Source organism: Streptomyces oceani (assembly GCF_001751245.1).
In the GTDB taxonomy this organism is placed as follows: domain Bacteria; phylum Actinomycetota; class Actinomycetes; order Streptomycetales; family Streptomycetaceae; genus Streptomyces; species Streptomyces oceani.
Genome location: NZ_LJGU01000048.1, coordinates 1 through 386, shown reverse-complemented (window position 1 = coordinate 386; position 386 = coordinate 1). Strand labels below are relative to the sequence as shown.

1 protein-coding gene is annotated in these 386 nt (G+C 75.9%); it reads left to right on the top strand.

Translation table 11 applies throughout. The annotated features are described in order from the left end of the window. Window positions 1–386 (top strand): 6TM ABC transporter family protein (locus AN216_RS28870; protein WP_476755919.1); only part of this gene is annotated, 386 nt, incomplete at both ends.

Genomic DNA, 386 nt, shown 5'->3' with positions numbered 1-386 from the left:
GAGCGCCTGGCTCCGGCCGGACTGGGGCGTGCGCGTCGGGCCGACCTGCTCTCCCGTCTCGTCGCGGATGTGGACGCCCTGCAGGACTACTTCCTGCGCTGGCTGCTGCCGGTCGGGACCGCCGGCGTGGTCTGCGTCGCCTCGATCGTCTTCGCCCTCGTGTGGTCCCCGGTCGCCGCCGGCATGCTCGCCCTCGGTCTCGCGCTGGCCGGGATCGGCGTCCCCGCGCTCACCGCCGGTCTCTCCCGGCGGACCGAACGACTGCTCGCGCCGGCCCAAGCCGCGCTGGCCACCCGTACGTTGGACGTGCTCACCGGTACCGCCGAACTCACCGTGGCGGGCGCTCTCGGAGGCCGCCGGGCGGCGGCGCGGGATGCCGACACCCG